24 protein-coding genes are annotated in these 25,947 nt (G+C 57.6%); 13 read left to right on the top strand and 11 right to left on the bottom strand.

Annotated elements, in window-relative coordinates; translation table 11 throughout:
• Positions 1-5 precede the first annotated feature (5 nt).
• Both pcnB and folK read left to right on the top strand, forming a co-directional pair.
• Positions 6-1,385, top strand: a complete 1,380-nt coding sequence (pcnB, locus tag ACU6HM_RS09905) for a polynucleotide adenylyltransferase PcnB (protein WP_446763731.1) — start codon at positions 6-8, stop codon at positions 1,383-1,385.
• 29 nt (positions 1,386-1,414) lie between these two features.
• Positions 1,415-1,867 (top strand): 2-amino-4-hydroxy-6-hydroxymethyldihydropteridine diphosphokinase, encoded by a 453-nt coding sequence (gene folK, locus ACU6HM_RS09900; RefSeq protein ID WP_446763836.1) that lies wholly within the window; start codon positions 1,415-1,417, stop codon positions 1,865-1,867.
• Here the strand turns inward: folK and ACU6HM_RS09895 are convergent.
• The 5 genes from ACU6HM_RS09895 to ACU6HM_RS09875 form a co-directional block, all read right to left on the bottom strand.
• The gene (locus tag ACU6HM_RS09895) at positions 1,851-3,371 is read right to left on the bottom strand and encodes a UdgX family uracil-DNA binding protein (protein ID WP_446763730.1); all 1,521 of its coding nucleotides are present in this window, start codon (positions 3,369-3,371) and stop codon (positions 1,851-1,853) included. The genes folK and ACU6HM_RS09895 overlap by 17 nt on opposite strands.
• A gap of 52 nt (positions 3,372-3,423) precedes the next feature.
• Positions 3,424-4,629 carry a putative DNA modification/repair radical SAM protein gene (locus ACU6HM_RS09890; protein ID WP_353639843.1) on the bottom strand — a complete coding sequence of 402 codons (1,206 nt, stop codon included), beginning with the start codon at positions 4,627-4,629 and terminating at the stop codon, positions 3,424-3,426.
• A 139-nt stretch (positions 4,630-4,768) separates the two neighbouring features.
• The gene (locus ACU6HM_RS09885; protein ID WP_022983473.1) at positions 4,769-5,047 is read right to left on the bottom strand and encodes a hypothetical protein; all 279 of its coding nucleotides are present in this window, start codon (positions 5,045-5,047) and stop codon (positions 4,769-4,771) included.
• A 219-nt stretch (positions 5,048-5,266) separates the two neighbouring features.
• A complete protein-coding gene (locus ACU6HM_RS09880) occupies positions 5,267-6,454 on the bottom strand; it encodes an MFS transporter (protein ID WP_254499687.1) in 1,188 nt (395 codons plus the stop codon).
• A 24-nt stretch (positions 6,455-6,478) separates the two neighbouring features.
• Entirely contained in the window at positions 6,479-7,681 is a 1,203-nt protein-coding gene (locus ACU6HM_RS09875; protein WP_446763729.1) for an MFS transporter, read from the bottom strand.
• 133 nt (positions 7,682-7,814) lie between these two features.
• On the opposite strand from ACU6HM_RS09875, the gene ACU6HM_RS09870 reads away from it, so the two are divergent.
• Complete coding sequence (locus tag ACU6HM_RS09870; RefSeq protein ID WP_336972699.1) at positions 7,815-8,402, top strand: TetR/AcrR family transcriptional regulator; 588 nt, start codon at positions 7,815-7,817, stop codon at positions 8,400-8,402.
• Positions 8,403-8,727: 325 nt separating this feature from the next.
• Here the strand turns inward: ACU6HM_RS09870 and ACU6HM_RS09865 are convergent, their stop codons facing one another.
• From ACU6HM_RS09865 to ACU6HM_RS09855, 3 genes are read right to left on the bottom strand one after another with little or no spacing between them, the layout of a single operon-like run.
• The gene (locus ACU6HM_RS09865; protein WP_022983469.1) at positions 8,728-10,248 is read right to left on the bottom strand and encodes a fumarate hydratase; all 1,521 of its coding nucleotides are present in this window, start codon (positions 10,246-10,248) and stop codon (positions 8,728-8,730) included.
• Between the two features lie 39 nt (positions 10,249-10,287).
• Entirely contained in the window at positions 10,288-11,055 is a 768-nt protein-coding gene (locus ACU6HM_RS09860; protein ID WP_254002740.1) for a crotonase/enoyl-CoA hydratase family protein, read from the bottom strand.
• Between the two features lie 50 nt (positions 11,056-11,105).
• Positions 11,106-11,351 (bottom strand): hypothetical protein, encoded by a 246-nt coding sequence (locus tag ACU6HM_RS09855; protein WP_162473396.1) that lies wholly within the window; start codon positions 11,349-11,351, stop codon positions 11,106-11,108.
• On the opposite strand from ACU6HM_RS09855, the gene glyQ reads away from it, so the two are divergent.
• The 7 genes from glyQ (at position 11,298) to ACU6HM_RS09820 (ending at position 18,318) form a co-directional block, all read left to right on the top strand.
• Positions 11,298-12,203, top strand: coding sequence for a glycine--tRNA ligase subunit alpha (glyQ, locus tag ACU6HM_RS09850; RefSeq protein ID WP_026485201.1), 906 nt, complete (start codon positions 11,298-11,300; stop codon positions 12,201-12,203). The two genes, ACU6HM_RS09855 and glyQ, sit on opposite strands and share 54 nt — an antisense overlap.
• Positions 12,203-14,335 (top strand): glycine--tRNA ligase subunit beta, encoded by a 2,133-nt coding sequence (glyS, locus tag ACU6HM_RS09845; RefSeq protein ID WP_446763728.1) that lies wholly within the window; start codon positions 12,203-12,205, stop codon positions 14,333-14,335. The genes glyQ and glyS overlap by 1 nt, the downstream gene beginning before the upstream one ends.
• Positions 14,335-14,874 carry a D-glycero-beta-D-manno-heptose 1,7-bisphosphate 7-phosphatase gene (gene gmhB / locus ACU6HM_RS09840; protein WP_026485199.1) on the top strand — a complete coding sequence of 180 codons (540 nt, stop codon included), beginning with the start codon at positions 14,335-14,337 and terminating at the stop codon, positions 14,872-14,874. Before glyS ends, gmhB begins: the two co-directional genes overlap by 1 nt.
• Position 14,875: 1 nt before the next feature.
• The gene (locus ACU6HM_RS09835) at positions 14,876-15,625 is read left to right on the top strand and encodes a lysophospholipid acyltransferase family protein (RefSeq protein ID WP_009454973.1); all 750 of its coding nucleotides are present in this window, start codon (positions 14,876-14,878) and stop codon (positions 15,623-15,625) included.
• Positions 15,591-16,472, top strand: coding sequence for a M48 family metallopeptidase (locus ACU6HM_RS09830; protein WP_446763727.1), 882 nt, complete (start codon positions 15,591-15,593; stop codon positions 16,470-16,472). The genes ACU6HM_RS09835 and ACU6HM_RS09830 overlap by 35 nt, the downstream gene beginning before the upstream one ends.
• 29 nt (positions 16,473-16,501) lie before the next feature.
• Entirely contained in the window at positions 16,502-16,897 is a 396-nt protein-coding gene (gloA, locus tag ACU6HM_RS09825) for a lactoylglutathione lyase (protein ID WP_035271035.1), read from the top strand.
• 191 nt (positions 16,898-17,088) lie between these two features.
• Positions 17,089-18,318 carry a nucleoside recognition domain-containing protein gene (locus ACU6HM_RS09820; RefSeq protein ID WP_250756772.1) on the top strand — a complete coding sequence of 410 codons (1,230 nt, stop codon included), beginning with the start codon at positions 17,089-17,091 and terminating at the stop codon, positions 18,316-18,318.
• 162 nt (positions 18,319-18,480) lie between these two features.
• On the opposite strand, the gene rsmA is transcribed toward ACU6HM_RS09820, so the two are convergent.
• The 3 genes from rsmA to ACU6HM_RS09805 are packed head-to-tail and all read right to left on the bottom strand — an operon-like array spanning position 18,481 to position 23,112.
• Positions 18,481-19,272 carry a 16S rRNA (adenine(1518)-N(6)/adenine(1519)-N(6))-dimethyltransferase RsmA gene (gene rsmA, locus ACU6HM_RS09815; RefSeq protein WP_446763726.1) on the bottom strand — a complete coding sequence of 264 codons (792 nt, stop codon included), beginning with the start codon at positions 19,270-19,272 and terminating at the stop codon, positions 18,481-18,483.
• 8 nt (positions 19,273-19,280) lie between these two features.
• On the bottom strand, positions 19,281-20,732 hold the full coding sequence (locus ACU6HM_RS09810; RefSeq protein WP_446763835.1) for a peptidylprolyl isomerase: 1,452 nt from the start codon (positions 20,730-20,732) through the stop codon (positions 19,281-19,283).
• Positions 20,725-23,112: an LPS-assembly protein LptD gene (locus ACU6HM_RS09805; RefSeq protein ID WP_446763725.1), complete on the bottom strand. Its 2,388-nt coding sequence runs from the start codon at positions 23,110-23,112 to the stop codon at positions 20,725-20,727. Before ACU6HM_RS09805 ends, ACU6HM_RS09810 begins: the two co-directional genes overlap by 8 nt.
• Positions 23,113-23,235: 123 nt before the next feature.
• Here ACU6HM_RS09805 and ACU6HM_RS09800 point away from each other — a divergent pair, with 123 nt between their 5' ends.
• From ACU6HM_RS09800 to ACU6HM_RS09790, 3 genes are all read left to right on the top strand, one after another.
• On the top strand, positions 23,236-24,282 hold the full coding sequence (locus ACU6HM_RS09800) for an aminoglycoside phosphotransferase family protein (RefSeq protein ID WP_250756769.1): 1,047 nt from the start codon (positions 23,236-23,238) through the stop codon (positions 24,280-24,282).
• The gene (gene murU / locus ACU6HM_RS09795) at positions 24,282-24,992 is read left to right on the top strand and encodes an N-acetylmuramate alpha-1-phosphate uridylyltransferase MurU (protein ID WP_250756768.1); all 711 of its coding nucleotides are present in this window, start codon (positions 24,282-24,284) and stop codon (positions 24,990-24,992) included. Before ACU6HM_RS09800 ends, murU begins: the two co-directional genes overlap by 1 nt.
• Positions 24,993-25,155: 163 nt before the next feature.
• Positions 25,156-25,863 carry a hypothetical protein gene (locus ACU6HM_RS09790; protein ID WP_250756767.1) on the top strand — a complete coding sequence of 236 codons (708 nt, stop codon included), beginning with the start codon at positions 25,156-25,158 and terminating at the stop codon, positions 25,861-25,863.
• Positions 25,864-25,947 lie beyond the last annotated feature (84 nt).

Raw genomic sequence — 25,947 nt, 5'->3', positions numbered from 1 at the left:
GACGCATGCTCAAGCGAACAATAAAAACATTTGTCGACCGGCTGCTCAAACCAGCCAAAAGCGCGCGTCCCAAAGGGCCGCGCCGCTACACACGAGAAGAACATGGCATAGACCGGCGTCTGGTCTCGCGTCATGCCATCAAAGTGTGCGAGGTCCTGAACCACGAAGGCTATCAAGCCTATGTCGTGGGCGGCGCAGTGCGCGATTTGCTGGTGGGCCTGGAGCCCAAGGACTTTGACGTGGCGACCAACGCCACGCCCGAGCAAATCCGCCCCCTGTTCCGTCGTGCCCGCATCATTGGCCGCCGCTTCCGCCTGGTACACGTGGTGTTTGGCCAGGAAATCATCGAAACCTCGACCTTCCGGGCCGACGATAGCGGCAAGCAAACGGACGAACATGGCCGCATCCTGCGCGATAACGAGTACGGCACCATCGAAGACGATGCCGCACGCCGCGATTTCACACTGAACGCGCTGTACTACGATCCCCTGACTGAAACCGTCATCGACTACCACAACGGGGTAGCCGATCTGAAAGAGCGTCAGGTACGCATTATTGGTGATGCGGAAACCCGCTATCGCGAAGACCCGGTGCGCATGCTGCGTGCCGTGCGCTTTGCCTCCAAGCTGGATGCCACCATTGAACCGGCAACGGATGCGCCCATTCGTTCCTTGTCGCGTCTGATCGAGAACGTACCCGAGTCCCGTCTGGCTGACGAAACACTCAAGCTGCTGAACTGCGGCCACGCCATGGACTGCATCCAGCGCCTGCAGGCGCTGGGTCTGCACAGCAAGCTCTTGCCTATGGTCGAGCCGGTTCAACGCCTGCCCGCTGGCTCTGAATTCCTGGATATGGCCCTGGCCCGCACCGACACCCGCGTTCGTGCTGGCAAATCGGTCAGCCCCAGCTTTATCTATGCCTGCCTGCTCTGGAAGCTGGTCAAGCAAGAGTGGGAACGACGCAGTGCCCAGGACATGCATCCCCAGCAGGCCTTGCTGGAAGCCGCCGACCTGATCCTGGAAAAACAAAGCCGCATCATGCCGATTCAAAAGCGCTTCCAGTCGGATATGCGCGAAATCTGGTTCATGCAGCCCCGTTTTGAGCGCATCGCCAATCGCGCTATCTGGCGCATGACGGAACAACCTCGTTTCCGTGCCGCTGTGGATTTTTTACAACTACGCGCCGAAGCCAAAGAGGTGGATAGCGTGCAGGCGCAGTGGTGGATGGATCTGGCCGATGCTGGTGACGAAGAACGCAGCAATATGATTGCCGTACGTAAACCCGCTGGCACCGCCGCTACCGGCTCGCGCAGCGGCCAGCGCCGTACCCGCCGCCGTCGCTCCAACGCCAAGCGCAGCAACGCAACGGGTGGAAGCGAATCGTGATTCCAGGCAGCACCACCGTTTTCGTCGCCATGGGCGCGAATCTGGGCGAAGCACGACAAACTCTGGAAACAGCAGCGGCTGAACTGGCCGCTACTGCTGGCATCCAGGATCTGACGCTGGCCCATTTCTACGGCACGGCTCCCGTCGATTCCAGTGGCCCGGATTACGTCAATACAGTCGTTCGCTTCACCTGCACCCTGGCTCCCGAGACCTTGCTGGACCGTCTGCAACACATCGAGCAAGAGCACGGCCGCACGCGCCTGTACCGTAATGCCCCCCGTACCCTGGATCTGGACTTGCTGCTTTACGGGCAAGAGCAGATCAACACAGAGCGGCTGATCGTACCCCACCCCCGCATGCATGAACGTGCTTTTGTGCTGGTACCGCTGGCTGATCTGGCTCCTGAACTTGAACTGGCTCAAGGCCACATCAGGGAGTTACTGATCAACGTGCAAGACCAGGAAATCAAGCGGATGAGTTGATACCTGCGGCCAGGCCTGCGTCCGTAGCGGAGCCTGTCGCCAGCCGCCAGCCCATTTGCAAGACCTGGGTAATACTGCTGACAATTTCCTCGCGGCGGGCCGCAGAGTCCACACGCAGCGCATACGAAGGATGCCAAGCTGCAATTACCCACGTCTGCCCTAAAAGAAACGGCTTGGCCAAATACTGAGCAAGCGGCACTTGGGTTCCCAGCAAAGCAGTCAAGGCCGTCGCCCCCAAAGTGACGATGACAGCAGGTTCAAGGCGCGCCAGTTCTTCCTGCAACCAGTGCCCACATGCCTGCACTTCGGCTTGAGAGGGGCTGACATGCAAACGCTGCTTGCCTCGCCCTTTCCATTTGAAATGCTTGACGGCATTGCTCAGATACAACGCATTGCGTTCAATACCGGCACGCTGCAAAGCCTGATCCAGAACCTGCCCTGCAGGACCGACAAAGACACGCCCTGCCAAATCCTCGTAATCACCGGGTTGCTCGCCCAGCAACATCATACGCGCTGTTGTCGGGCCTTCTCCCGGCACGGCTTGCGTAGCGTGCTCCCATAGGCCGCAGCGACGACAGGCTTCCAGTACAGACGGTTCACTGCGGTAAGGCTGTGCGCTGTGGGCCTCCACGGCGACTGACTTGCCCGGCATCCGGGCTACCGCACTAAACTGCCCCACTCGCCGGGCGCCATTACGTGCCTCGCTAATCATGGCGGGAATCAAGCTGGCTTCGGGCAGGCCTTTCCAGAATCGCACTGGCATGCTCTGCTGCAGAGCGGTTTCATTCAGCCGAGCCGGATTGAAAATGCTTTGGTAATAGCGCAACCACAAGGCCTCCACCTGATCATCGGCCGGGCCCGCCCGTAACGCCTCTATATTGTCGGGGGCATCCTGCAGCTGCAGATTCTGACCATCCCACAATGCAAGCCCTTGCGGCGTCGCGATACACCACGACGTGCCCCCCATGCGTTTGGAGAAATAGTCCGCAATCCACTCCAGCACATCATGCTCGGGTTCAAACCAGGCCCAGTACTCGGGCTGCATGCCCTTGCCACAATGGCGGAACCGTACATAAGCCATCATGTCGTGTTTTTCCTTACGTACCGCTTTAGCCATCTCGTACAAACGGGCACCATCTTCGTCTGCTACCGACTCCACACTGCGATCACCCTGATGCCAGCGCCACAGGACACGGTAAAGTAAAGCCCAACGCGCTGGCGCACGACACAGGGCCGCATCCTGCAGCAAGGCTGCCAGCCCTTTGGAAATACGCACAGACACACTGGAAACGGGCTGCTGCGCCTGGGGCTCTTGCAAGGAAACAGGCGGGGAAAGCGGCGTATGGATTGCTTCATACTCCAGCCCGATTTGCTGCCCTTGCCGCCCCGAATCCGGGCTTGCTTCTGCCCAACAAAGCTCCTCCGGCGACCAGCCCTCGGCCAACGCGCGTAATGCCTGCTCACGCCAGGCCAGATAACCGCCGTTCACCATCAGAGTCATCATGACTGTTGGCTCCTGCTGCCAGAAAGAAGCAAGGTCGTCACACAAGGAGGATTCATAGCAAGCTCAGTTGCTGCGGATTGCTCGAGAGCATGCGTCGCAGCTTGTCTGACGCAGCCTCAGCAAGGCCAGGACGGTAATCCTGGACCACTACAAACGGCTGCAATGTCTTGATGGAACACCGCAAGCGAATCAAGTCCTGATATCGGATCGCCCGCATCTGACGAAGCTCGACCAAGCGCTTGGCATTGCGTATGCCTATACCCGGAACACGCGCAATCAGACGCTCGGGCGCCCGATTCAGATCTACCGGAAAAACCGCTCGATTGGACAAGGCCCAAGACAGCTTGGGATCAATATCCAAGGGTAAATCGCCCTTATCCTGAAACAGCTCCTCGGCCCGGAAACCGTAGCTACGCAGCAGGAAATCGGCCTGATAAAGACGATGCTCCCGCAAGAGCGGCGGCGGCTGGGCTGGCAGCGCCGACGAACTGTCCGGGATGGGGCTGAATGCCGAGTAATACACCCGCTTGAGCTTGTAGGCCCCGTACAAGGTCTGCGCCGTTTTCAAGATATTGCGGTCATCCGCTGCATCCGCACCGACAATCATTTGTGTACTTTGCCCGGCAGGCACTTTAGGCCGCTTCTCCTCCTGAGCCTGTTCCTGGGACAGACGAATGACGCCCATGGCGCGCTTGATCGTATGCCCACTTTTCTCGGGCGCAAGACGGCTCAGGCCAGCGTCTGTGGGAAGCTCGATGTTGACGCTGAGGCGGTCTGCATAAAGACCAGCCAACGTAATCAGTTGGGGATCAGCATCCGGAATGGTTTTAAGGTGGATATAGCCGCGAAAATGGTGATCTTCGCGCAAGGAGCGCGCCACCTCGACCAGACTCTCCATGGTGTAGTCCGAACTTCGTATGATGCCCGAGCTCAGAAACAGACCATCTATATAATTACGCCGATAAAAATCCAGCGTCAGATCAACCACTTCAGCAGGCCGAAAACGCGCGCGTGGCACGTTGCTGGAGCGCCGGTTCACGCAATACAGGCAGTCATACTGACAAAAATTGGTCAGCAGTATTTTGAGCAGCGAAACGCAGCGCCCGTCAGGCGTGAAGCTATGACAGATGCCGGCCCCCGTACTGGCCCCAAGACCCGTACGCCCACGGGAATCCCGTTTGGGCGCGGCACTGCTGGCGCAAGAGGCATCGTACTTTGCCGCGTCGGCCAGAATCTCGAGTTTGCGCGATAGCTCCATGATCGAAATACTGTATATAAAAACAGCATTATACAGTTTTCGGTCAAGGCGTCACTTATCAAAAAAATGCTCAAAGAGGCCAAGCGGCCTGGCCTGTCCGGCAAAGGACAAGCCAGGCAAACCAGCTCAAGCTAAAGGATCACGCGTCCAAAAGCTTGATCAAGGCCTCTTGATGATTGGATCGAGCTTCCAGCAATTGCCGCCCTTCTTCGGTCAACATGGCTATCAGGGGAGCGGGGAAAGGGGAAGGAGTCTGCGTCGTTTGCGGGATGGCTTGGACTAATCCCAGCGACTGTAATTGTTCAAAAACTGCTTGTTTCTTGTGCCAGGGGGTTTGGCGTAAGCGCACGAGCTCAAGAGTGTTCCAGATTGTGGGGTTGAGCTGCGGAATAGTGATGGAGCGCTGAAGTTGCGTCATACAAGGCCCTTAATTAAGACCACCCATACCGACGTTGTGTGCCCATAAGGGAGGTCAGCCAGAAAGCATCCCTATACCGTACAACATAACGATGTACAGAATATTTCAAGGAGTTCTGACAGACATCGTCGCAGCGCTCCTCCAAGACTCCAATAAGCAATAACCCGCGCTTGCGCCCTGGCAAACCCGGAAAAATCAGTCCGGGCCCGTTTTTTCTGCTCATTTTTTTTGATGCAAAATTGTTCCGAAAAGCAGCAAAAACACAACAAACGATCCGGCTCCAGCCAACCCCAGATTCGCGCTTAAACCGTAGGCATCCACAGTCTGCCCGCCCAGCCAGGAGCCAAGCGCTATGCCGATATTGAACACAGCCACGTACAACGACGTAGCCACCTCAACAGCATTGGCAGCGGCCTTCATCATCCAGCTCATCAGCCCTACCGACACCCCGCCATACGCCAGGCCCCAAAGCAGCAAAATCGCACCTCCACTCAGCGGTGACCTACCCACTGTCAAGAAAAGCAAAGCAGTGATGCTTAGACCCAACGCTATCGCCATCAAGCTGGCTTCAGTGCGTTTGGCCGCCGACATCCCGATCAGGAAATTGCCCACAATCCCGGCCACTCCATAAGCAAACAACAAGGCTCCTATCCATTGAGCACCTATGCCGGAAACAGACAGCAAAAGAGGACGTACAAAGGTAAATGCGCTGAAATGCCCCGCGACCAGAATCAGGGTCAAGAGCAAACCAAACCATAACTGCCGATTGCCAAACTGCTCGGCGAACTGACGCCATGTGGTCGAGCGCGACACGGACAGGGGCGGAATCACGGCCAGATGGAAGATCAACACCAAAGCGCTCAGCAGCGCCATGCCGCCAAACGCCCAGCGCCATCCAGCCAGCTCGCCCATCAAGGCGCCCAGTGGCACGCCCAACACAGAAGCGGCGGCAACCCCACCGAAGATGATCGAGGTTGCCAAACCTACAGACTGAGCCGGAACCAGACGGGATGCCAAGCCACCTGCAATGGCCCAGATGCCTCCCATACAAAAACCAACCAGAACACGGGCGGCCAGCATCCAGGCGATGCTGGGAGCCAGGGCGGAGGCTATATTGGCCATCACCAGCAAGGCCAGCAAACCGCACAGAATGCGGCGTCTGTCCACGCCACCAGAGGCCAGCACCACCAGAGGCGCAAACAGGGCTGCCAACAAGGCAGGCAAGGAAATCAGCAAAGCAGCCGTCCCCGTGGAAGTCTGCAAACTGTCTGCAATAGGAGTCAGTAAACCTACGGGCAGCATTTCCGTCGTGACCACAGAAAAAGTGGCTAGGCCAACGGCGATAACGGCCAGCCAGGACTGCCGCTTGCTGGGCTGCCCGGTCATGGATAGAGAAGAGGTATTCATCGCTACATGCTCAAAGAAAGAAGTCTAGACAGCGCAGGAGCGGGCTACTACGGGTGCGCGCAAACTTTGATAGCTGCACAAGGCAAGCAAGACGATCAGGGCAGCGGCATAGAGCGCAACCATAAAGCCGGAACTGGCTCCGCCCTGATCCACCATCCGCCCCGAAGCGGCAGCCCCCATAGCCACACCAATATTCAGACCAGCCAGCAGCCAGGTCATGCCCTCGGTTAATTGCTGCTCCGGCACCACACGCTCGACCAGCGACATGGCCACAATCATGGTGGGGGCGAAAAACAGACCAGCCAGCAAAACCGCCCCTGCCAGCTGTACCACGCTGGCCACCAGCAATAAAGGCAAGGTCGTAGCGGCGGTAGCCAAACCGCCCAACAGCAGCAGGCGATGCAAAGGGATGTTCAGCTTCAAACCACCAAACACCAGACCTGCTGCGCAAGAACCCAGGGCGTAAGCCGACAGCACCAGGCTGGCCGCCCCCGGCTGCCTCATCTGCTGGGCAAAGGCCACGCTGACAATATCCACGGTGCCCACAATCACGCCCATGGCGACCATCAGCAATGCCAGCAAACGCACACTATTCAGACGCAGGACCGAAGGGCGGCTGCCCTGCTCCTGCGCTTGGATCGGCGGCTCAGTCCCCCTTTGCAACAACAGAGCCGATACACCGGCAATCAGCAGTAGCGCGGCAGCCAGCACACCGGCTTGTGGAAACACCAGGACCGCCAAACCCACCGACAAAGGCGGCCCGGCAATAAAGGTGACTTCATCCAGCACGGTTTCCAGCGAATACGCTGTTTGCAAGCGATCCTGCCCACGATAAATTGCCGTCCAGCGAGCACGCACCATGGCCGACATGCTAGGTATGAAACCGGCCAGCACCGCGCCTGCAAACAAGGTCCAGTCAGGCGCTTGCCACCATGTCGCCCCCAACAAGAGCAATAAGCCCAGAACACTAATGGCTGTTGCTAGCGGCAGAACACGGCTTTGCCCACGCCGGTCCACCCAACGGGACACTTGTGGCGATAGCAGCGCATAGCTCAATACAAAGGAGGCGGAAACCGCCCCCGCCAAGGCATAGCTGCCCCGCAGTTGCGACAGCATGGTGATGATTCCTATCCCTATCATGGGCAGTGGAATCCGGGCCAGCAGCCCGGCCAGGGCGAATCCCCGGGTGCCAGACGCAGCAAAAAGTTCTCGATAAGGCTGAGCCATTACATTCTCCGTGAGCGCCCGCTTGCCACGACACGGTGATGCGTCGACAATACATACAAGGCGTATGTTTAAAATGATATATACATACGCCACGCATGTAAATATACATTCAGCTCGTATGTAAGGAGAAACTATGGCACGCCGTACCCGCGCCGAGATGGAAGAAACCCGCGCCACCCTGCTCGCCACCGCTCGCACGTTCTTTACGGAACGTGGCTATGCCGACACATCCATGGACGAGTTGACGGCGCAAGCGGGCCTGACACGTGGTGCGCTCTACCATCATTTCGGTGACAAAAGGGGTTTGCTGGCGGCGGTGGTCGACCAGATCGATGCGGAAATGGACGAGCGCCTGCAGGCTATTTCAAACAATGCCGAGGACGCCTGGGACGGGTTTGTACGCCGCTGCCATGCCTATCTGGAAATGGCGCTGGAACCGGAAATGCAGCGCATTGTCTTGTGTGATGCCAAGGCCGTACTGGGGGGCGCATCACCCGAATCGCATCAGTACTGCGTGGGTTCCATGGAAGGCTTGATTCAGGCACTGATGGATCAAGGTCGGATTGAACAGGCAGATCCCCACGCCCTGGCTTCCCTGATTTACGGCAGTCTGGCCGAAGCCGCCTTCTGGATTGCGCAGGGAGAGGATGGGGATGCCCGCTTGGTAAAAGGGCTGGCTGCACTGGATTTATTACTGCGCGGCTTGCTGATCAAGTCCTGAACGGGCGATGCTGAAAAAGCCAGTACCCAGGCAAAGGGCGGGTCTGGGATCATCTGCTTCTAACGGCAGGCAGATCAACAGATCGAATTCTTTTTTACGCGACCTCCTGAGCCGCCAGAAATATACGGCCCTGGCATCTATAGCGGTAATGAACCTCTCCTAAAACCAGAACATTCAGGCAGCCAAGCAAAGCTCATACAAACGACAGACATAAAAAAACCCGCATTGAATGTTGTGCTGACACTGCTTTTACAAACAGGCCAAAAACACTCAGGCGGGTTTTGTATCGATAGCGCCGGGAAGCCCAAGCCTCCCATTTCACGTCTTACACAGCGACCAAAGAGATCTCTGCGATACGCTTGCGCCACTCGGCAGGACCGGTGTTATGCACGGATACGCCTTGCGAGTCCACAGCCACGGTCACGGGCATGTCCTGAACTTCGAACTCGTAAATGGCTTCCATACCCAGGTCCTCGAAAGCCACCACTTTCGCATTGCGAATAGCCTTGGAAACCAGGTACGCGGAACCACCCACGGCCATCAGGTAAGCCGATTTGTGAGCACGAATCGCTTCAATCGCGGTTGGGCCACGCTCGGCCTTGCCGATCATGGAGATCAAACCGGTTTTAGCCAGCATCATCTCGGTGAACTTGTCCATGCGAGTGGCGGTGGTTGGGCCTGCTGGACCAACAGCCTCGTCACGCACAGGATCAACCGGGCCTACGTAGTAAATCACGCGGTTGGTGAAGTCCACAGGCAGGGACTCGCCCTTTTCCAGCATGTCCTGAATACGCTTGTGAGCGGCGTCACGGCCAGTCAACATCTTGCCCGACAGCAGCAAGGTCTGACCTGGCGTCCAGGAAGCCACTTCTTCAGGGGTCAGCTCATCCAGGTTCACCTGGCGGGACTTGTTGTAGTCCGGCGCCCAGTGAATGTCAGGCCAGGCCGACAGTGGTGGAGGTGCCAGCTCGGCGGGGCCATTGCCGTCCAGCGAGAAATGTACGTGACGGGTTGCCGCACAGTTGGGGATCATGGCCACAGGCTTGGACGCCGCGTGGGTCGGGAAGGTGTTGATCTTCACGTCCAGCACAGTCGTCAAACCGCCCAGGCCTTGAGCGCCAATACCCAGAGCATTGACCTTCTCGTACAGCTCGATACGCAGCTCTTCCAGCTTGCTTTGCGGGCCGCGTTGCAGCAGCTCGTACATATCGATGTCTTCCATCAGGGCTTCCTTGGCCATCAGCATGGCTTTTTCAGCCGTACCGCCCACGCCAATACCCAGCATGCCCGGAGGACACCAGCCAGCGCCCATCGTAGGAACCGTCTTGAGCACCCAGTCCACCAGAGAATCGCTGGGGTTGAGCATCACGAACTTGCTCTTGTTTTCCGAACCACCGCCCTTGGCGGCCACTTGAATGTGAACCTGATCCCCAGCGACCAGTTCCACATTCACAATACAGGGTGTGTTATCGCGCGTGTTTTTACGGGTGAACAAGGGGTCGTTCAGGATGGAGGCACGCAGTGGATTATCCGGATTCAGATAACCGCGACGCACCCCCTCGTCACAGAGCTCCTGCAAGGAACGCTTGGTATCAAAGCGCACACCCATGCCCACTTTCAGGAATACGTTCACCACCCCGGTGTCCTGACAGATGGGGCGATGGCCCTCGGCACACATGCGCGAGTTGGTCAGGATCTGGGCGATGGCATCTTTGGCCGCCGGGTTCTGTTCGCGCTCATAAGCGCGGGCCAGATGTTCCAGATAGTCGGTGGGATGGTAGTAACTGATGAACTGCACCGCATCAGCGATGGACTGAATCAGATCGTCTTCTTTGATCGTGGTCATGGTGGCGTCTATATAAAAAACGGGATGAACAAGGGGAAACTATTTGCCCTGCCAGACAGGCTCGCGCTTCTCGGCAAAAGCCGTCGCGCCTTCCTTGGCGTCTGCAGAGGTAAAAATGCCGGCGATACGGGGGCGCTGCAGATCGAACAGATCCGACTGACGCCAGTCGCGCGACTGGGAAATAATGCTCTTGGCGGTTTGCACGGCCAAAGGACCGTTGGCGGCGATCTGCTCGGCCAGTGCCAGCGCCTGCTCGGTGGCTTTTCCGGGTTCGGCCAGACGGCTGACCAGACCCAGCTCGGCCATGCGGGCAGCGGGGTACATACCCCCGGTCAGCACCATTTCCATGGCCATGTGGTAAGGAATACGGCTAGGCAAGCGCACCATGCCGCCCGATCCGGGGACAATGCCGCGTTTCACTTCAGGCAGGCCAAAGTTGGCGCTGTCGGCCGCAACAATCAGGTCGCAGGACAGGGCAATTTCAAAACCACCGGCCAGGCAGTAGCCTTCTACAGCAGCGATCAGGGGCTTGGCTGGCGGGCGCTCGCAAATACCGGCAAAGCCACGGTCGCCCACATAGGGACGCTGACCTGTCTTGGCAAAGGCTTTCAAGTCCATACCGGCGCAAAACGTATTGTTTGCCCCCGTCAGCACGCCCACGGCAATGCCGGGATCCGCATCGAACTCATCCAGGGCCTGGGCCAGTGCCTGCGCGGTTTCCAGGTTGATGGCATTACGTGCCTCGGGACGGTTCAAGGTAATCAACAATACCTTGCCGATACGTTCAAGCGTGACAAGTTCACTCATGGACCTAGCCTCCTTTAGACTGCTGCCCGAGATTCTGTTTCAAGATCAGGTCAGCAAATAAGCAGTATTTGGACAAACGCATATGATACGTCTAAAAACAACTTGACCGCCCGGTACACAGCGGCCTTGCCCATGGCCCGGACGGCTAAAATAGCCCATTGCGGGCGCTTTTCTGCTGCAAGGGCGCAGTTCACGCTAAAATAGAAAAATTTTGCAGATTCTCGCTTTACTGGCCATTGCTCATGCTCACCTTTCAGCAAATCATACTTACGCTCCAGCAATACTGGGACAAGCACGGATGCGCTCTGCTTCAGCCCTACGATATGGAAGTCGGTGCCGGAACCTCTCATACGGCAACCTTTTTGCGGGCCATCGGCCCTGAACCGTGGCGCGCTGCCTATGTGCAGCCTTCGCGCCGCCCCAAAGACGGGCGTTACGGGGACAACCCCAACCGCCTGCAACACTACTACCAGTTTCAGGTCGTGCTCAAGCCCGCACCTGAAAACATTCTGGACTTGTATATCGGCTCGCTGGAAGCCTTGGGCATCAACCCCAAAGCGCACGACATCCGTTTTGTTGAAGACGACTGGGAAAACCCGACACTGGGCGCCTGGGGTCTGGGCTGGGAAGTCTGGCTCAATGGTATGGAAGTCACCCAGTTCACCTACTTCCAGCAAGTAGGCGGTCTGGACTGCACGCCAACCACGGGCGAGATCACCTACGGTCTGGAGCGTCTGGCCATGTACTTGCAAGGTGTGGAAAGCGTCTACGATCTGGTCTGGACCGAAGGTCACAACGGCCAGCGTATTTATTACCGCGACGTGTTCCACCAGAACGAAGTGGAGCAATCCACCTACAACTTCGAGCACGCCAGCACCGATGTACTGTTTGCGCATTTCAACGACTACGAAGCCGAAGCCAAGCGCATCATTGACGTGCCGCTGGCCCTGCCCGCTTACGAGCAAACGCTGAAAGCTGCCCACACCTTCAATATGCTGGATGCCCGCGGCGCCATCAGTGTGACCGAGCGCGCTGCCTATATTGGCCGTATCCGCAATCTGTCCCGCGCTGTCGCACAGGCTTACTACGACTCCCGCGAACGCCTAGGTTTCCCCATGCTGAGCAACAAATCCTCGGAGGCCAAGTAATGAATGCCTCCACGACACAGCCTTTGCTGATTGAACTGTTCACCGAAGAACTGCCCCCCAAAGCGCTGCAACAGCTGGGGCAAGCCTTTAGCGAAGGTCTGCAAAAAGTATTGGGCGAGCAAGCCCTGCTGGCCCCGAACTGTGAAGTGCGCGCCTATGCTACGCCTCGCCGTCTGGCGGCCTGGTTCAGCGCTGCGTACCAGCAAGCCGAAGACCAGCCTTATACCGAAAAGCTGATGCCCGCCCATATTGGCCTGGATGCCAATGGTGAGATCGCCCCGGCACTAGCCAAGCGCCTGGCTGCCAAAGGCCTGGAGCATCTGAAGGCCAGCGACCTGCTGCGCGAATCCGATGGCAAGCAGGATTACCTGTACGCCAGCGGCATTGCCACTGGCGCCGCCCTGAAAGACGGTCTGCAAGAGGCCATGGAATGGTCCATTACCCACCTGCCCATCCCTAAAGTGATGCGCTATCAGTTGGCCGATGGTGTCAGCAGCGTGCGCTTTGTACGCCCTGCTCACGGCCTGGTCGCCCTGTGGGGGTCGGACATCGTTCCCGTCAGCGCCCTGGGCCTGCAAGCCGGTCGCCAGACACACGGTCACCGCTTCATGTGCGATGCCCCCTTCGACATCCGTGATGCCGACAGCTGGGCCGCACAAGTCCAGGAGCAAGGCTGGGTGGTTCCTTCCTTCGAAGTTCGTCGCGAGCAGATTCGCACCGACCTGGAAGCTGAAGCCAAACGCCTGAACTCCACCTTGGGCAACGATCCCGAAGTGGAAGCCCTGCTGAACGAAGTCACCGCTCTGGTCGAATACCCCACCGTGTACGTGGGCCAGTTCGACGAGCAATTCCTGCAAGTGCCTTCCGAATGTCTGATTCTGACCATGCGTCTGAATCAAAAGTATTTCCCGCTGTTTGACCCCGCCACACAAAAGCTGACCAATCGCTTCCTGATCGTCAGCAATATGAAGGTGGACGATCCCAGCAACATCATCGAAGGTAACGAGCGTGTGGTGCGCCCCCGTCTGGCGGACGCCCAATTCTTCTTTGAAACCGATCGCAAGCAAACTCTGGCCGAGCGTGTTCCTACGCTGGCCGGCAGCGTGTACCACAACAAGCTGGGTTCGCAGTTGGACCGCATCGAGCGCCTGCAGTCCGTGGCTGGCTACATTGCCAAGCAACTGGGCGCGAATGAAGAGCACGCCCGTCGTGCCGCTTTGCTGGCCAAGGCGGACTTGAACTCCAATATGGTGGGCGAATTCCCCGAGCTGCAAGGCGTGATGGGCGCTTACTACGCCCAAGGCGATGGCGAGCCCGAGGACATCGTGCTGGCTATTCGCGAGCAATACCGTCACCGTCTGGACCAGCCTGTCACAGAAGCCAGCCTGACCCAAGCCATTCTGTTCCTGGCCGAGCGTGCCGAAGTTCTGGTCGGTATCTGGGGCATTGGTCTGGCTCCAACTGGCGAACGCGACCCCTACGCCCTGCGCCGTGCGGCGCTGGGCCTGATCAGCGCCTACGAACAACTGCAAGCCGGTTCCCAATTGAAGGCCAATAGCCTGAATCTGGATACGCTGCTGAACACCACCGCTTCCTTCTTCAAGGACGGGGTTCTGGCCGATGACACGGTCGATGCGGTTCAGACCTTCATTTCCGAGCGCTACCGCAATCAGCTCAGCAACGATTACGAGCGCAGCGTGGTCGATGCCGTGCTGGCCCTGCGCCCACCGCTGGAACAGGTTCACTCCCGCATTCAGGCTTGCGCCTCTTTTGCCCAACGCCCTGAAGCCGAGAGCCTGGCTGCCGCCAACAAGCGCGTCAGCAATCTGCTCAAGAAAGCCGAAGGCGAACTGGCAACACTGGACGACCAACTGCTGGTCGAGCCCGCCGAGCGTGAGCTGGCTACCAAGATTCAGGAATTGCAGCCCGTTGCCCAGGCCCAGTTTGAAGCCGGTGAATTTGATGCTTCCCTGGCCACGCTGGCCCAGGCCCGTGGTGCCGTGGACAACTTCTTCCAGGACGTCATGGTCATGGCCGAAGACCCTGCCATCCGTGCCAATCGCCTGGCCTTGCTGGCCAAGCTGCATGCACTGATGAACCAGGTTGCGGATCTTTCCAGGCTGGCTAACTAGTGAAACTTGCCATCATTGATCGGGACGGTGTCATCAACCATGACAGCGATGCCTTTATCAAAAGCCCACAAGAGTGGGAGGCCATCCCAGGCAGTCTGGAGGCCTTGGCTCGCCTGACCGAAAACGGCTGGAAGGTGGTCATTGCCACCAACCAGTCCGGTCTGGCGCGTGGTTTGTTTTCCATGACCACGCTCAATGCCATCCATGCCAAGATGCGCCGGGAACTGGCCTTGCTGGGTGGCTTTATCGACGCCATCTTTATTTGCCCGCACGGCCCGGATGATGGCTGCACCTGTCGCAAACCGGCCCCCGGCATGTTTCGCGACATTGCACATCGCTATGAAGTGAACCTGCAAGCCGTACCCTCGGTGGGCGATTCCTTGCGCGATCTGCAAGCGGCCAGCCAAGCCGGTTGTGCCCCCTGGCTGGTCCAGACCGGCAAAGGCATGCGTACCCTAGAGAAAGGCGGCTTGCCCGAAGGCACGCGCGTCGAGGCCGATCTGGCCGCTGTTGTCGACAAATGGCTCCACGGAAACTGATATGGGCATTATCCGCGCTTCACTCTATCAACTCTTTTTGTTGATTACCGTTATCCCCTACGCCTTTGCCTGCCTGATTATTGCGCCACTGCCCCTGGATATACGCTATCGCTTTACCACTGGCTGGCCACGTCTGGCTGTCTGGGGTGCGCGCACGATCCTGGGCATACGCTGGCAGACCAAGGGCTGGGAAAACCTGCCCGATGGCAAGGCCATCATCCTGTCCAAGCACCAGTCGGCCTGGGAAACGCTGTTCTTCCCTTCTTACATGCCGCGTCAGGTGTGCTTTGTGTACAAGCGTGAACTGCACAAAGTCCCCTTCTTTGGCTGGGGGCTGGCCTTGCTGCGCATGATCCCTATTGATCGTGCCAAGGGCCGGGATGCCTTTGAACAGGTGATCAAGATCGGGCAGCAGCGCATTGACGAAGGCCGCTGGCCCTTGTTGTTTCCCGAAGGCACCCGTACCGCCCCAGGCTCTACCGGCCGCTACAAGATGGGTGGCGCCTTGCTGGCCAGCCGTACTGGCACGCCCATTATTCCCGTGGCGCATAATGCGGGCGAATGCTGGCGTCGCAATGCCTTTATCAAGACGCCGGGCTTGGTTACTATCTCCTTTGGTCCTCCCATTGATCCTGCCGGGCTGACCCCTGAAGAAGTAAACCAACGCGTACAGACATGGATTGAAACCGAAATGCGCGTCTTGAATCCGGAACGCTATGACGGTCCCCCCACAACTGGCTCTGTTTCCTGACACAGCCTTTCCCCACCCGGCGAAGCGGCAAGAAAAGCCGCCCGCCGGTTCTGCTCTGCCCCCCAAAAGTGCCCTGACTGTCCGGCCCGAAAGCTTGCCGGAAGGTGTGCAATGGCAGCAGGTGGAGCTGGATGGCCACACCATTGGCTATCAGCTCAAACGCTCCCGCCGCCGGACTCTGGGGTTGACCATTAACGACAGTGGCCTGACCGTTGCCCTGCCCTCCTGGGTCAAGATCAGTCAGGCCGAGCAGGTGCTGCACAGCAAAAGCGCCTGGATACTGCGCAAGCTGCGCGAATACCAGCAGCGTCGTGAACAACTGGCCTTGCAAAGCCTGCAATGGGTCGATGGCGACACCCTGCCCTTTATGGGCGAGCCCATCCGCCTTAGCCTGAACCCGCAGATTCAGCAGGTACATTTCGACGGACGAGCCGGTCAGGTTCAAGGAGGTCAACGCCTGTCCCTACCCCTACCCGTCGATGCCGAACCACAACGTGTTCAGGAACTGACTCAGGCCTGGCTGCAAAAACAGGCCAAACAGTGGTTTGAGCAGCGGCTGCAACATTATTTGAACCTGTCGGGCTTGAGTGCCAGCAAATTGCGACTGGCGGCCCCCGCCAAACGCTGGGGCTCCTGCAACAGTGACGGCACGATCATGCTGAACTGGCGCCTGATACACTTTCACCCATCCATCATTGATTACGTCGTCGCTCACGAGGTCGCGCATCTGCAAGAGATGAATCACGGCCCACGTTTCTGGGCCTTGGTCGAAACTCTCTACCCTGATTTTGTCAATGCGCGCAATCAGTTACGACAATATGATCCAGGCACCCTGCCCCTGCTTTAAGGCAGGTTGAACTCTAGGAGCTCTACCTTATGCGTATCCTGCACACCATGCTGCGTGTCGGCAATCTGGACCGTTCTCTGGCCTTTTACACCGAAGTGCTGGGCATGAAATTGCTGCGCCAGTCCGACTACCCGGACGGCCGCTTCACCCTGGCTTTTGTTGGCTATCAGGACGAGTCCGAAGCCGCCGTATTGGAGCTGACCCACAACTGGGACACCCCCTCCTACGATCTGGGCGACGGCTATGGCCACATTGCACTGGAAGTGCCTGATGCCTACAAAGCCTGTGAGGACATCAAGGCTCGTGGCGGCAAAGTCGTACGCGAAGCCGGCCCCATGAAGCACGGCACCACTGTGATCGCCTTTGTGGAAGACCCGGACGGCTACAAGATTGAACTGATCCAGGCCAAAGGGCGCGTGGATTAAAGCAAACAGAACCGGCCTTAACTGGCCGGTTTTTTTATGCACCCCTGATGATTCAACTTGGCACAAAGGTGCCTGAATCATATTTTGCGACTATTTGTGCCGCTACCCTTACATACCGTAGCCGCTAAAACCCGCCTGTATTCTGCGACAATCTAGCTTGGCTTTTCACTGCCCTGTTTTCTGCCAACACTATGCTCAATACTCTTTGGCTGTTTTTCTTCCTGATTGCCGCCGTCAGCGGGTTTTACCAGTGGCTGGTCGGGGGAAATAGCGAAATTTTTGCGCAGATGGTGCGCAGCCTGTTCGATATGGCCGCCCTGTCCGTGCAACTGATGCTGCTGCTTTTTGGCACGCTCACCCTGTGGTTGGGTTTCTTGAAGATTGCCGAGAAGGCCGGGCTGATCGACACCCTGGCCCGCTGGCTAGGCCCCTTGTTCAGCCGCCTGATGCCCGGCGTGCCTGCCGGTCACCCCGCTCTGGGGCTGATCACTCTGAACTTCGCGGCCAATGGCCTGGGTCTGGACAATGCCGCCACGCCCATCGGCTTGCGGGCCATGAAATCGCTGCAAACGCTGAACCCGCATCCGGACACGGCCACCAACGCCCAGATCCTGTTTCTGGTGCTGAATGCCTCGTCGCTGACGCTGATCCCCATCAGCATCTTCATGTACCGGGCTCAACAAGGTGCACCCGATCCTACAATGGTGTTCCTGCCCATTCTGCTGGCCACCACCGCCTCTTCCCTGGCGGGCTTGCTCAGCGTTGCCCTGGTTCAGCGCCTGCGTTTATTTGATCCCGTTCTGATGCTGTGGTTCGGCGTTTTTGCGCTGATCCTGGGCTCTTTCATGGCCTTGCTGGCAACACTCAGTGCGGCAGCCATCCAGTCGCTGTCCTCTCTGATGGGCAACCTGACCTTGCTGTCCATCATCTGGCTTTTCCTGCTGATGGGCTGGCGACGCAAGATTCCTCTGTATGAGGCCTTTGTAGAAGGTGCTAAAGAAGGCTTTGGCGTCGCCAGGGATCTGTTGCCCTATCTGGTGGCCATGCTGTGCGCTGTGGGCGTGCTACGCAGCTCTGGCGCTCTGGATATCGTGCTGGACGTGATCCGCTGGCTGGTGAACCTGACCGGACTGGATACGCGTTTTATTGATGCTCTGCCTACGGCCCTGGTCAAACCCTTTTCAGCCGGTGCCGCTCGTGCCCTGTTGATTGAAACCATGCAGCATCACGGCGTGGACAGCTTCCCGGCCCTGCTGGGTGCGACCGTGCAGGGCAGCACAGAGACAACTTTCTATGTGCTGGCGGTCTACTTTGGTGCGGTCGGCATCCAACGTGCCCGCCACGCGGTTTCCTGCGCCTTGATTGCTGATCTGGCAGGCGTGCTGGCCTCGATTGCGGTTTGTTATTGGTTCTTTGGCTAGAAGCCAGGGCTCTGCATGAGGACAGGAAACTCTGCCACTGCAGACTCAGCCAGGAATGGCCGATCATTCCGTATGGCCTCAACGGTGTCCCTCATAAAAAAACACCCCAAAACGGAATCTATATCCTGTTTTGGGGTGTCGTTCATTATGGAGTTTTGTCTATCAGACGGCTTGGATAACGCCCTTATCCATCAGGTGATCGGCCAGGGCAATGTACTGTTCCAGGGACAAATCAGCCGGTCGGCTGGTAGGTGCAATTTCCAGCGCCTCCCAGTCGATATGAGCCGTCCAGTCACCCAGACCACCGCGCAACATCTTGCGTTTTTGCGAGAAGGCCCGCGCCACAACCTGGCTGAACACACGCGCGTCACGCGCCTGGGGACGATCTGCCGCCAGGGGCACCATACGCACGACTGCCGACACAACACGCGGTGGCGGGTTGAATGCCTCGGGCGGCACTTCAAACAACTTCACCATGCGATAGCGCGACTGCAACATCACCGACAGGCGGCTGTAGTCTGAAGAGCCGGGTTTGGCGACCATGCGATCAATCACTTCGCGTTGCAGCATGAAGTGCTGATCCACCACGGCATCGGCATAGTCCAGCAAATGAAAGAGCAAGGGGCTGGAGATGTTGTACGGCAGATTACCCACAATACGCAGATTCGGGCCTAAAGCACCGAAGTCCACACTCAAGGCATCAGCCTCAAAGATTTCCAGCTTGCTGGGCGAATAGTGATTACGCAGACGGGCAGCCAGATCACGGTCAATCTCGACCACACGCAAACGCTCCAGCGCCTGCGTCAGCGGTCGGGTCAGGGCCGAGAGGCCCGGACCAATTTCCACCATATTATCGACAGGCCGAGGGCCAATCGCACGGATGATCTGGTCGATGATGGCCTCATCTTCCAGAAAGTTCTGTCCAAAGCGCTTGCGCGCCTGATGCTGGGCCATACTTATCCTTAGCGACGGCGGGTGCTGGACTCGGGGTCCAAACGGTTATCAATGTAAGCGCGGCCACGCAGGCTGTTCAGCCAATCTTCAAAGGCAGGCTCGGCACGCTGCTGGAACAGAGCCTGACGGGCCTGCATGCGCTTGTACTCACCTTCCATATTGCGGGTACGGCGCTCGATCACCTGGATCAGGTGCCAGCCAAACTGGGACTCCACCACGGCGGTATCGTTACCGGGTTGCAGCTTGTTCATGGCTTGCTCAAACGGAGGCACTGTCTCACCAGGCGAGAGCCAACCCAAATCACCACCTTGTGGTGCGCTGCTGTCTTCCGAGTACCGCTTGGCCAGATCCTGGAAGGACTCGCCATTGCGCAAACGCACTTGCAGTTGCTCAATACGCTGACGAGCCTGCTCGGAAGTCATAACCTTGGACAGCTTGACCAGAATATGGCGAGCATGAGTCTGGGTCACCATCATGGGACCGGACTGCGCCGATGCCGCACTGGGCACAGGCGAAGTATTGCCAGGCGCAGCACCGCCTCGCTCCAGCACCTTCAGAATATGGAAACCTTGACCACTGCGAATCAGGTCGGAAACCTGGCCGGGGGCCAGGTTATGGACAGCTTGTGCAAATAAGTCAGGCCAGTCGGACAAGGAACGAGTTCCCAACGCACCACCGCTCAGGGCCTCTTGACCATCCGAGTTGGAGGCAGCCAAACCGGCAAAGTCTGCGCCGGAACGAACCTGGGCCAGCAGGCCCTCTGCTTTGGTCCGCAAACGCGCTTCTTCGCTGGAGTTCGCGCCTTCCGGCACTCGCACCAGGATCTGCGCCAGACTGACAGGTGCATTTTGCGCCTGTGCCGCCGATTGCCCCAAATTGCCCAAACCTGCGCCACCTTGAGAGCGCAGGTAAATATCAATGTCGGCGTCCGTAATATTGATGCTGCTGTCGACCGCACGCATGCGCAACTGATCCAGCAGGATTTCCTGCTTCAGATTGGCACGGTACTGCTCCCAGCTAATGCCATTCTTTTCAATCTCAGCTCGCAACTGGGCTTCGGTCATATTGTTGCGCGAAGCAATCATGCGCACACCTTCATCCACTTGCTGTGGACCGACTGAAATCCCCATGGCGCGAGCTTCCTGCTGCTCCAGGCGCTCATTGATCAGCCGTTGCAAAACCTGTTTGCGCAAGATGTCATGATCAGGAGCAGGAATTTTCTGCTGCTTTAACTGTTCCAGCACCTGTGCGGCTTCCAGATCAACCTGACGCAGGGTAATCACCTCGTCATTGACCACGGCAGCAATGCCATCCACAAACTGGGAGGGAGCAGCGGGTGCCGCCTTGGCTGCAGCGGGCTTGGACTGCGCCTGAGCCATTTGAGCCGTGCCCAGCCCCATGACGGCCATCAAAGCCAATGACAGGGTACGGTTTTTCAAGCTGAAACGCATATTATTCATACCTCTCATGAATCATTTTTTCCTGTACGGGATTGGTGACGGGTTCATAGCCAATCACACGGTCACGCAGCATTTTGATAGGGTCGTTGCCAATTCCGCCCAAACCGGATAGCTCCAGCTGGAAGAACAGGGCCTTATTGGTTTCCCTGGCCGAAACCGCATAGCGTTGCATCACCACACGAGCCGCCCAACAACAGTCGCCTTTATACTCCAGCCCCAGCACCGTTTGCGTGCCACGGCTTTCCTGGATGGAATAATCGTAACGTCCCACAGCGTACACCTTGTTGCTCAACGGCCATTGGCCCGTCATGGAGACGTATTCCTTGCCACGATGATCTTCATCAGTCGGCGTGAAGTTGGGGTCAACGACTTGACGGGGGTCACGCTCATAACGATAGTTCACACCCAGTGTTGCCAGGCGTTTAGGACGCCAACGAATACCGGAGGCCAGACGGTTGCGGCGTTTTTCGTCTGGATTGAACTGCGCATCGAAGTTGACCGAGAACGTATTGGTCAAAGCCGCACTGGCACCGACCAGATAGTCTGAGCGGGTGCTGGTACGCGCTTTTTCAGCGCCCAGTGTTACGGTTTGCTTATCAAAATACAAGCGCTGAGCAGCCTGCAGAACCAGACGCTCATAGCCCGTGTCAGCATCCAGCCAGCGGGACGTCAGGCCGACGGTGACCTGGTTTGCATTGGAGATACGGTCCCAACCACCGGAGAAAATGTTTTCACTGAAAGCCTGGGCAAAGTTGAAACTGGCCAGACTGGTGTCGTACAAGGGCAGCGAGGATTGGTCGCGATAAGGCACGTACAGATAGTAAACACGCGGCTCCAGGGTTTGAATGGAGTCGTTGCCAAACAAGGTGGTGTCACGCTCGAAGGTCATGCCGGTATCCAGGGACAGGATAGGCAAAACACGACTTTGCGTACGGGCCCGGTCCGCGAAACGCGCCATATTAGGATCACCCACATACCAGTCTGTCTGGTACTGGCTCATGTGCAGGCCCGCTTTGGGCGTAATGTACCAGCCTGGGCGAATGACAGGATAAGCCACCGTTGTGTAGGACGAGAAACGCGTACCATCTGGAGCCAGACGGGTACTGCGCATGCTGTCAAATTCGCTTAGATTGCCACTGTAAAACGGCAAACGGAAACGGGTTGCGTAGTTATCGCTGACTACATCAAAGCCACCCCAGTTATAACGGGATGCACCCAAATACCACTCAGGCAATTTGTCGTACTGTGGCTGACGATATCCAGTAGAAGAATCCTGCAGGGTCTGATACCGCGTCGCACTGACGTGAGAGCGGAAATACTTGGAACCACCCCAACCCAGAGTCACCGTGCTGGCCAGATCCTGAATGGTGGAATCGTTCAATCCAAAACTGCTGAAGTCACGGAAATAATCATCATCCGAGACACGGCGGATATCCGCATTCAAATAGAAACTGGCAGGCAGGCTCTGGCGATATTGCCCCATGAACAACCAGCGTTTATAACCCAGCTCCTTGTCATCAGGCAGATAGTTACCGGTCAACTCTCCGGAGAAGCTGTCACCCAGATAACGGAACTCCCCCCCCAACATGGCGCCGCGTTTAGCCATGAAGCGGGGCGTCAGGGTGGCATCGTAATTAGGGGCCAGATTCAGGTAATACGGCACGCTCAGGTCTATGCCACCCCGCGTCGTCATGCCGTAAGTAGGCAAAAGGAAACCGGACTTGCGCTCTTTACGGAGCGGAAAGGTCAGGTAGGGAGAATACAACAGGGGCATACCCTTGAAGTACAAGACGCCATTACGCGCCACCCCTTCGTTTTCCTTGGAATACAGATCAACCTTGGGCGACTGGATATACCAGGCAGGCTCAGGACATGGACAACCCGAGTAATTCACATCGGATAGCCGCATATGGTTGGAACTGAGAATATCAGCCTGCGTCGCGGTACCGCTACCGCCGGTGGCCCCCAGCCAGAACTCCGGGGACGACATGCGCCCTGTATCCGCGTCCAGGTTGTAATCAAACTCCGGGCTGCGCACCAGGGCCCCATCACGCATGATCAGGCCGTTGCCGCGTACTTCCACCTGGCCGGTTTTTTCCTGATAGTCGATCCGGTCGCCTTTGACGACAGAATCAATGCGCCGGACCTGAGCACCGCCTTCCAGACGCAAGGTGCCATCTTCCAGTGTTTTCATCTGGTCGCCTATCAGATAGACAGCCATATCCTCTTCCTGGAGCTTGCGCACTTGCAAACCGGGGGACGTCTTTAAAGACGGACGCACGGACGACTGAGCCTGGGCGACCCCCATGCCTGTCATCATCAACACGATATACCACGCCGCAACTCGCACTAAGACTGCGCCTCCAGTTGTGTCCTGCATTTATGTCCTGCATTTGTTCCACCAGAGACGAAAAACCCTGGCGACCCGGTATTATAGTTAAGCCTGCCGTTTAGCGGCACTGCTAAACACTAATCCGTTACGATCTTCTGCTTCCCCTTATTTATGTCTGCTTCTATTTCTGCCGCTACCGACCCTCGTTTGCAGCAAGCAATTACCTGGCTGAACACCCTGAAGTCCCGGTTTGGACTGGATCTGGACAGCCTGCAAGCGGCCTCCAGCGACGCCAGCTTTCGTCGTTACTTTCGCCTGCAAGCCCTGGACCGAACCGTCGTTCTGATGGATGCGCCTCCGGCCACGGAAGACTGCAAGCCCTTTGTGCACGTTACCGAACTGCTGGCACCGACGGGCATCCACGTGCCCGAAATCCTGGCAGCAGACACTGAACAAGGCTTTTTGCTGCTCAGCGATCTGGGTCAGGACAATTTCCAGACCGCACTGAAAACCCCCATGCCGCAAAGCGAGCTGGACAAACTGTACCGCAGTACGCTGTTGACCTTGGTGAAATTGCAACAAGCCGACACCACGGGTTTGCCTCCCTACAACGAACAGCGTTTGCTGGAAGAACTACAGGTGTTCCCCGAGTGGTACATCCAAAAACATCGCCAGTTTGAACTAAGCGAAAAAGATCAGGAGATGTTGCGCAAAACCTTTGCCGAGCTGGTTCAGGCCAATGTGCAAAGCGCTACTGTACTCGTGCACCGGGATTTCCACAGCCCTAATTTGATGATGCCCCTGCCCGGCCAAAGCGAGCCCGGTGTTATCGACTACCAGGACGCCCTGGCTGGCCCCATCACCTATGACATTGCCTCCCTGGTGATGGACGCGCGTGTTACCTGGACGGAAGAGCAGCAACTGGACTGGGCAATTCGCTACTGGCAAGCCGCCATGGAAGCCGGCCTGGATGTGCCTGCCGACTTTGCCGTGTTCCACCAGCAATACGAATGGATGGGCCTGCAACGCAATCTGCGCATTCTGGGTGTGTTTGCCCGCCTCTCTCTGCGTGACGGCAAACATCATTATCTGGACCATATGCCCCGCCTGCTGGGCTATGTACATCAGGTGGCCAGCCGCTACGAGTGCTTTAACGGTTTGCTGCGCCTGCTGAACCGCCTGGAAGGTCGCCAAACTGTTTTGGGCATGACGGTCTGATGCGCGCCATGATTCTGGCGGCCGGTCGAGGCGAGCGCATGCGCCCCTTGACCGACACCTGCCCCAAACCCCTGATTCCGGCAGGTGGTCGGCCTCTCATCGTCTGGCACTTGCGCGCGCTGGCCAAAGCCGGCTTTCGAGAAGTCATCATCAACCACGCCTGGCTGGGTGAGCAGATTGAATCCACTCTGGGTGATGGCAGCCAATGGGGCCTGCGCCTGGGCTACTCGCCTGAATCATCTGCCCTGGAAACGGCCGGTGGCATTGCCAAGGCACTGGATTTTTTCCAGGACCAGCCTTTCCTGTTAATGAATGGCGATATCTGGTCCGATTGGGATCCTGCCCAAGCCTTTGCCATGGCCGAACGTTTGCAAGCTGGCCCGGAGCAGGCCTGGTTGATCCTGACCCCCAACCCGCCCCACCACCCCGAAGGCGACTTTGGCATGCAAGAAGGACAATTGCACCTATGCGCCAAAACCCTTGGGGGTGCCCGCAGCGCCACCTTGAGCGGCATAGGGGTCTACAAACCCGAACTCTTTGCCCATCTGCCCAAAGATCAGCCTGCCAAAGCCGCCCCCCTGCTGCATGCCGCCATCGAGCGCCGGCAGGTGCTGGGCAGTCTGCATGAAGGTTTCTGGATGGATGTCGGTACCCCCGAACGATTAGCCCAGTTAAACCAACACTTGGAATCGTTAGCACCCTCACAGTAAACTGATATTTTCCAGGCTAGCTGGCAGACGTTTCCAAGCACAACAAAGGGCAACAAAGCCAGCCATCCCGCCTCCATAGCCCCAATGACGTCTATGCTAATGGGTTTTGTAATCGGGACTTGATTTGCTTTGAGTCCCTTGTCTGACAGGAACGTCTGTTCTCATGCTTGGTTCCTCCAAACGCACCGTATTCAAACCCACCGCCTACGGCTCCAGCCGTCGAAAACGCCGTATTCCACGCTGGTTTGTCCTGCTTTTGACAGGTATTACCCTAGGTGCTGGTGGCCTGCTGTTCTTGCAAAAAAGTTATGGCCCTACGCGCCTGACCGTGGAGCAGTCGGAACAACTGCACTATGACCTCAACAGCGCCAACGCTGACAAGCAACGCCTGCAGGCTCAGTTGAACCAGACCAGTCGCGAACTTGAAGATGTCAGCCAGAAGGAAGACAAGCTGGGCAAACAGACCAGCGATCTGCAAGCCATGGTCACCAAGCTGGAAAAGGATATCGCGCTATTTGCCGATGCCATGCCTCCTGACCCACGCGGCACCTCCCCGGGCATTCGCGCTGCCGAGTTCTCGGTTACGGACGGCCAACTGAACCACTTTGTGCTGCTGATGCAGGACAAGGGCAAGGACGCCGAATTCACCGGCACCATGGAGTTGGTTGCTGCTGGCCGCTACAGCAATGGTCGCAGCGGCAATGTGGACCTGCCCAGCCAGCCTGTCAGCGTCGGCCGTTATGCCTACATCAATGGCTCTGTAGAACTGCCAGCCGGCTTTACGCCCCGTCAGGTCACGATCCGCATCAAGCCGGATGGTGCGAACCGCGTCGTTGCCACGCGCACCATCTACGTGACGCCTTCCCGATAAGCACGAGCCTGTCACGCACAGGCTGGTAGTCACAAGAAAGCCCTTCAGGCCCTTGGCTTCATCGCCAAAATCCTGAAGGGCTTT

The organism is Alcaligenes sp. RM2, from assembly GCF_052931795.1.
This window is presented reverse-complemented; position numbering and strand designations above follow the sequence as displayed.